Here is a 6,290-nt window from a genome sequence, read left to right as displayed (position 1 = left end):
AGGATCAAACTCTCAAATATAATTTAAAAAGTTGTCCATCGCTCAGCTAATCATTATCTGAATATCTGGCTTGGTTGTTTGTGTTTAATTCTTTAAAAAGAATTTATATAATTAACCTACTGTTTAATTTTCAAAGTTCATTTTTTCTTTTGTGTTTCGTCCGTTTCTTAAGGACAAGTAATACTTTACCATCTAATCAAAATAGAGTCAACAGTTTATTTTTATTTTTAATTATATTTTAATTTTACTTTAATAAAGAAAGTGTTCCTTAAGTTATCAACATTTTTATCCACATTATCTACAGTTTTAAAATTGCATATACACTTACACACGCAAGACTTATCCACATTATCCACCATAAATATGTATATATTTTAATTTATTTCATTTTCGATATTTTTAAATCTTTTTAAGAAAAAAGGCAAAAAAATAAGCATAAGTAAAAACTTATGCTTATTTTTTAATTTATTACTTTGCTATTCCTAAATCTTCTTTCATATATTCATCATGTAAACATATTTTCTTAAGCTCTAGTGTTTTCTTAACATCTATAATTCTTTGATTTGATGATCCTCTAAACTTAAGACTTATATCTCTCTTAGCTTCTATAAATCTTCCATCCACCAAAACATCTATATTTCTAAGTAAATTTAAATTATTAAAATATGAAGGGTTTTTCTTATCTGTAAGTTCCTCAAATGTATATCCTGTATATACCCATACATCTAAGTCATTATCTTTACATGTTTTTGCAACTTCAGCTAAAGCTTCACTTTGTAAAAATGGCTCCCCTCCAGATAAAGTTACACCTCTATGCAATTTTAGTTTTTCTATCTCTTTAAATATTGTGCTTGTATCTACTTCGAACCCACTCAGCAAATCATGAGTTTTAGAATTATGGCACCCTTTACAATTGTGTATGCATCCTTGTGTCCATAAAACAGCCCTAAGCCCAGGCCCATCTACTATACTATCTACAGTAATAGGCGAAGCTAATCTTATCTTCATGTATACTCCCCCTCATTAAAACATTAAATTTAAATATTAACTATGTTTTATTCTATCTCTAACTTCTGCTTTCTTTGCATTATTAAATCTATCTACTGTTCCTACTAAATATCCTGTTATTCTTCTTATTCTTTCAAATCCAATCTCTCCATCTGATTCTTTTCTACCACAAGCAGGGCAAATATCTCCAGGTATAACACCTGAATACCCACATACAGGATCCCTATCTAATGGATGATTTATACTTCCATATCCTATACCTAATTCTTTCATAGCTCTTATTATAGTTTCAAAAGCTTCTAAGTTATTTGAAGGACTTCCATCTAACTCTATATAAGTTATATGTCCAGCATTAGTTAATTCATGGTAAGGAGCTTCTATCTTTATCTTGTCAAAAGAACTTATTTTGTAATATACAGGTACATGGAATGAGTTTGTATAATATTCTTTATCTGTTATTCCTTCTATTTCACCATATTTATTTCTATCTATAGAAGTAAACCTTCCTGATAGACCTTCTGCTGGAGTGGCTATTAAAGAGAAGTTTAATCCATATTTTTTACTAGCTTCTTCCATTTTATCTCTCATATGACTAATTATATCTAGACCTAGATTTTGAGCTTCTTCACTTTCTCCATGGTGTTTTCCTATAAGAGCTATCAAGCATTCTGCTAATCCTATAAATCCTACTGTTAGCGTTCCTTGTTTTATAACTTCTTTTAATGTATCATTAGGACCTAAATCATCAGACCCTTTCCATACATTTTGTCCCATTAAAAACGGGAAATTTTTAACCTTTTTGTTCCCTTGAACTTCAAACCTTTCTAGTAATTGGTCTACTACTAAATCTATCTTTTCATTTAACTCTGAGTAAAACTCGTCTATATTTAAGTTTTGTCCATTTATACTTCCATGTTTTATTCCTAATCTTGGAAGGTTTATTGTTGTAAATGATAAATTACCTCTCCCACTTACAACTTCTTCTCCACATACATTACTAACTACCCTAGTTCTGCATCCCATATATGTAGCTTCAGTATCAGGTTTTCCTTCAACATAGTACTTAGCATTAAAAGGAGCATCTATAAAACTAAAGTTTGGGAATAATCTCTTTGCAGAAACTCTACATGCTAACTTAAATAAATCATAGTTATGATCTTCAGGATTTAAGTTTATTCCTTCTTTTACTTTGAATATTAATATAGGGAATATAGCTGTTTCTCCATTTCCAAGACCTTTTTCTACTGATAATAATAAGTTTTTAGTGACTAATCTACCTTCTTCAGATGTATCTGTTCCAAAATTCACACTTGAAAAAGGAACTTGAGCTCCTGCTCTTGAATGCATAGTATTTAAATTGTGTATAAAAGCTTCCATAGCTTGGTATGTGCTTCTATCTGTTTCTTTATATGCTTCTTTATATGCAAACTTTTGTGCTTTTTCTACTACATCATCTTTTATATTTAATCTATTTATTAACTCTATTTTTTCTAAATTTATATATGAATCATCTAAGCTTATACTAGCCTTAGTATTTGTATTTTCCTCTACATAAGCTACAATGTCTCTTATTTTATCTAAAGCTTCTATACCTTCATATAACTCTAAAGCTTTGCTCATATTATTTATATATAATTTCTTAAATGTCTTATATACACCTTCAGCTAAACCATAATCGAAGAAAGGTATACTTTGTCCTCCATGTTGGTCATTTTGGTTACTTTGTATAGCTATTGCTGCTAAAGCTGCGTAACTTATAATATCGTTTGGCTCTCTTAAGAATCCATGTCCTGTTGAAAAACCATCTTTAAATAACTTTATTAAATCTATTTGGCAGCATGTTAATGTTCCCATATTTAAAAAGTCCATATCATGTATGTGTATATCCCCATTATCATGAGCAAATGCATGTTCAGGTTTTAACATGTAAGTTTTGCAAAACTCTTTAGACACTGTACTTCCATACTGAAGCATAGTTCCCATCGCAGTATTTCCATCTATGTTTGCATTTTCTCTTTTTATGTCAGCATCATCTGCATCAGCAAAAGTTATTTCTCCTATAGACTTCATAAGTCTAGATTTAGAGTTTCTTATTCTGCTTCTTTCAGTTCTATAAATTATGTATTCTTCACTAGTTTTAGCATGTCCTTTTTCTATAAGAACTTTAACTACAGCATCTTGTATATCTTCTACTCCAGGAGTATTTGTTGCAAACTTTATATTTAATAGCTTAATTACATCTTGAGTTAATAATTCTGCTACATTATAATCCGCTACACTACCTTCTCTTTGAGCAACTTTACTCGCAGCTAAGAATATAGCTCTCGTTATTCTATCTGAGTTAAAAGGTATAACTCTTCCATCTCTTTTCTTTACTGCTTGAATCACAATAAATTCCCCCTCATCACAATATATAGTATCCGCAAATATTAAGCATACTATATATAGTATGCTTGGATGAAAAAAATCCCCTTTAACAAAGTCAAAGGGAAAATCTTTAAGTCATTACTTTACTACAATAAGCTTACCAAAATTGTACATAATCGTCAAATACCCTCTAAGCATTGAAATTACTATCTACATTTTTTGAACATTAGTATTTCTAATATGTTCAAATTTTTAGACTTTTTTATAATTTTTTCACTCATTTTTGACAAATTTATCAATAAATCTTATATAGTTATCTTTGTTGTTATAAATTAATATATAATATACTTATCTATCTTAAAAAGGAGGATTAAACATGTTATCTAGTAGATTAAATAACATTACACCATCTTATACAATAGGTATAAGTTCAAAAGTTCGTGATTTAAAAACATCAGGAAAAAGTATAATTGATTTAAGTATAGGAGAACCAGATTTATCTGTTCCTAATGCAGCAATTCAACATGGAATAAACTCATTAAATGAAAACTTAACTAATTATGACTTAGTTCCTGGATTAAAAATTCTTAGAGATGAATTATCTGAAAAACTAAATTTAGAAAATGATTGTGATTATGCTCCAGAAGAAATAGTAGTTTCTAGTGGTGCAAAAAATGCTATAACAAATGCTTTATTAGCTATATTAAATCCTGGAGATGATGTTCTAGTTCCTAAACCTTATTGGGTTAGCTATCCTGAAATGATAAAACTAGTTAATGCAAATCCAGTTTTTATAGAAACAAATAAAGAAAATGAATTTAAACTAACTAAAGATATTTTAGAAAAGAGTATTACTTCAAAGACTAGAATGTTATTTTTAAATAATCCTTCAAATCCTACTGGAGCAGTTTACTCAAAAGAAGAATTATTAGAAATAGCTAATGTGTGCATAAAGAACAATATATACATACTAGCAGATGAAATATACGAAAGAATATGTTACAAAGATAAATTTGTATCTATAGCATCATTAAGTAATGATATAAAAAATATAACTATAACTATAAATGGTTTCTCTAAGTCATTTGCTATGACAGGTTTAAGAATAGGATATTCTGCAAGTAACAAAGAAATTTCTAAAGCAATATCAACAATACAGGGACATTTAGTATCTCATCCCTCTCTAACTAGTCAATATATAGCTTACGGAGCTTTAAAGGATTGTTCTGATTCTATTAATGACATGGTTGATATATATCGTTCAAGAAGAAATAAAGTGGTTGATATATTAAATCAATGCAACAAATTAAATTATGTAACTCCAGATGGAGCTTTTTATACATTTATAGATTTATCTATGGTAAAAAATAATTTAAACTATACCGATAGTTTTTCTATAGAATTTTGTAATAAGCTATTAGATGAGTATGAAGTTGCTGCTGTTCCAGGAATAGCATTTGGAATGGATGATTATATAAGAATTTCTTATGCTTGTAGTGAATCTTCTTTTACAGAAGGATTAAAAAGAATAATAAAACTTGCTGAGTCTTTATAAAAATATATAAATTAATTTTACTTAAAATAAAAAACTGTTCAGGAAAATTTCACTTCAATTTCATGAACAGTTTTTATTTATATGTATACTTTTAAATATTTAATTCTATTATTTAAACATAAGTTTACTCATTAACAACTTTTATCTCAATACCCACTACCCCATATCTTTTTATATCTTCCTTAGAATAATATTGTTCCATATCATCAGGAGCTGCAAAATCATCATAACTATATCCAAGTTTAATTTTATTAAATTTTTTATATAGATCATTAAAATTCTTATATTTATATATTTCTAGAACTTTAACTTTTAAATGATTTTACAATTACCATTATTAATAAAAGTAATATAATCCCCCTTTAATACTGTCTTTCTCTTTTCATCATATAATCTCATCTCTATCGTCTTCATTCCATTTTTTATTAATGTAAAACAGTCATTATTTAAAGTCATGATATGATTTTTCATCTAAATTTCTCCTATTTTATAATTTTATCCAATAACGTTTTATAATATTTCCATCAACCTCTACATTTTTTTCAAATACTCCTCCATTAGCAATTATAACTTTTTCACTGCCTATATTATCATGGTTACAAGTTATAAGCACTTTATCAAGTCCATATGACTTACAATTTACAAGATTTTGTTTAAGCATCTCTGTTGCATATCCTTTTTTCCTTTCACTCGGACGAACAGAGTAACCTATATGACCACCCCATAAACTTAGTACCGGGTGATTAATATGATGTCTTAAATCAATGATTCCAACAATTTTATTATCTCTTAGCCTTACAGCTATGTATAAATTAGAAGTTACCTTGTCTGATGGACAAGTTTTTTCACTTTCAAGTAAGTTAATTGTATCAATCCAATCTTTAGCCGTAGAACATTCTCTTAAGCTCCCACATCCAGCTAAATCATCCCCTAATTCTAAAAACTCTCGTTTATAGTCCATAATATCCTTAGCATATTCTAAAGTTGGCTTTATTAATTTTATTTTCATCTCTACATCCCCCTTAATTACTATGTATCTATATTATATAAAAATAATCTCTATTCATCATTATATGCTCAACTTTTAACTTAATTATATTAAATTTTTTATCTTCTTTTTTATTTAACCCCATACCGTACAAGCGTAATCCTTCTTTATTTTCACAACAAAAAGTGGTTGATATTTAGTTTGCAGCGAAGTGGTTATTTAAAGCATCTTCTCAGCTTTATGACCCAAGCGCAAACTAAATATCAACCACCTCTTAAATCCACGTAAAATAAAAAAGATTACGCGGCTACGTCCTACTCTCCCAGGCAGCTTCCCACCAAGTACCATCGGCGCTAAAGAGCTTAACTTCTG

Annotated in this window: 5 protein-coding genes and 1 rRNA gene; 1 reads left to right on the top strand and 5 read right to left on the bottom strand. The window is 28.5% G+C overall.

Going from position 1 to position 6,290, the window contains the following annotated elements; genetic code table 11:
* Window positions 1-468: 468 nt before the first annotated feature.
* Window positions 469-1,008 (bottom strand): anaerobic ribonucleoside-triphosphate reductase activating protein, encoded by a 540-nt coding sequence (gene nrdG / locus LEQ07_RS19315; protein ID WP_046823721.1) that lies wholly within the window; start codon window positions 1,006-1,008, stop codon window positions 469-471.
* A gap of 36 nt (window positions 1,009-1,044) precedes the next feature.
* Window positions 1,045-3,396 (bottom strand): anaerobic ribonucleoside triphosphate reductase, encoded by a 2,352-nt coding sequence (locus LEQ07_RS19310; protein ID WP_263331883.1) that lies wholly within the window; start codon window positions 3,394-3,396, stop codon window positions 1,045-1,047.
* Between the two features lie 355 nt (window positions 3,397-3,751).
* On the opposite strand from LEQ07_RS19310, the gene LEQ07_RS19305 reads away from it, so the two are divergent.
* Window positions 3,752-4,930 carry a pyridoxal phosphate-dependent aminotransferase gene (locus tag LEQ07_RS19305; RefSeq protein WP_263331882.1) on the top strand — a complete coding sequence of 393 codons (1,179 nt, stop codon included), beginning with the start codon at window positions 3,752-3,754 and terminating at the stop codon, window positions 4,928-4,930.
* 312 nt (window positions 4,931-5,242) lie between these two features.
* On the opposite strand, the gene LEQ07_RS23295 is transcribed toward LEQ07_RS19305, so the two are convergent.
* From LEQ07_RS23295 to rrf, 3 genes are all read right to left on the bottom strand, one after another.
* Window positions 5,243-5,386 (bottom strand): ASCH domain-containing protein, encoded by a 144-nt coding sequence (locus tag LEQ07_RS23295; protein WP_442952443.1) that lies wholly within the window; start codon window positions 5,384-5,386, stop codon window positions 5,243-5,245.
* A gap of 31 nt (window positions 5,387-5,417) precedes the next feature.
* Window positions 5,418-5,939: a GNAT family N-acetyltransferase gene (locus LEQ07_RS19300; RefSeq protein ID WP_046823717.1), complete on the bottom strand. Its 522-nt coding sequence runs from the start codon at window positions 5,937-5,939 to the stop codon at window positions 5,418-5,420.
* A 280-nt stretch (window positions 5,940-6,219) separates the two neighbouring features.
* A 5S ribosomal RNA gene (rrf, locus tag LEQ07_RS23290) occupies window positions 6,220-6,290 on the bottom strand; the annotation flags it as partial.

It is taken from the genome of Paraclostridium sp. AKS73 (assembly GCF_025671395.1).
Lineage (GTDB): Bacteria > Bacillota > Clostridia > Peptostreptococcales > Peptostreptococcaceae > Paraclostridium > Paraclostridium benzoelyticum.
Note: the sequence above shows the minus strand (reverse complement) of the source record. Positions and strands in the feature narration are given on the sequence as shown.